The sequence below is a fragment of the Vibrio splendidus 12E03 genome, from assembly GCF_000272105.2.
Taxonomy (GTDB): Bacteria; Pseudomonadota; Gammaproteobacteria; order Enterobacterales; family Vibrionaceae; genus Vibrio; species Vibrio splendidus_I.
The window spans coordinates 1-367 of sequence record NZ_AJZD02000301.1 but is presented as its reverse complement, the minus strand read 5'-3'; the positions used below and the strand labels follow the sequence as shown (position 1 = coordinate 367).

The window sequence follows — 367 nt, the reverse complement described above, 5'->3', positions numbered from 1 at the left end:
TCAGAAAAAACATTTCCAGAACCTAAATACTCAGATATCGACATGTTTAACTCACTCCCAAGCTTAATTAGCGCGGGACGTATTTCACTTTTTAAGTCTCTTGCAGCGTTTGTATCAACCGATTTACTGAGCATATCTGCTCTATATCTGTATTGTATTGCTTTAGCTGATGACATAAGAGCTACAGTAAATGACTTCATACTATCGACATTCAATCCATAGTTTTCACTAGCCAAAGAAGACTTCTTTAGAACTATTTCCTCTCTTTTCAGGTCTTCAATTGGTAACCCGTGAATAGCTTTATATATAGCTACATCTTGCATATAGCTCATGCGTTCGGCTTTGTTGCGTAATTCAGTGGAACTAA

Annotated in this window: 1 protein-coding gene; it reads right to left on the bottom strand. The window is 36.8% G+C overall.

The features are described from left to right. The coding region (locus A142_RS19010) for a chorismate mutase (protein ID WP_347230499.1) at positions 1-323 on the bottom strand (323 nt) is incomplete at its 3' end. Between the last annotated feature and the right edge of the window lie 44 nt (positions 324-367).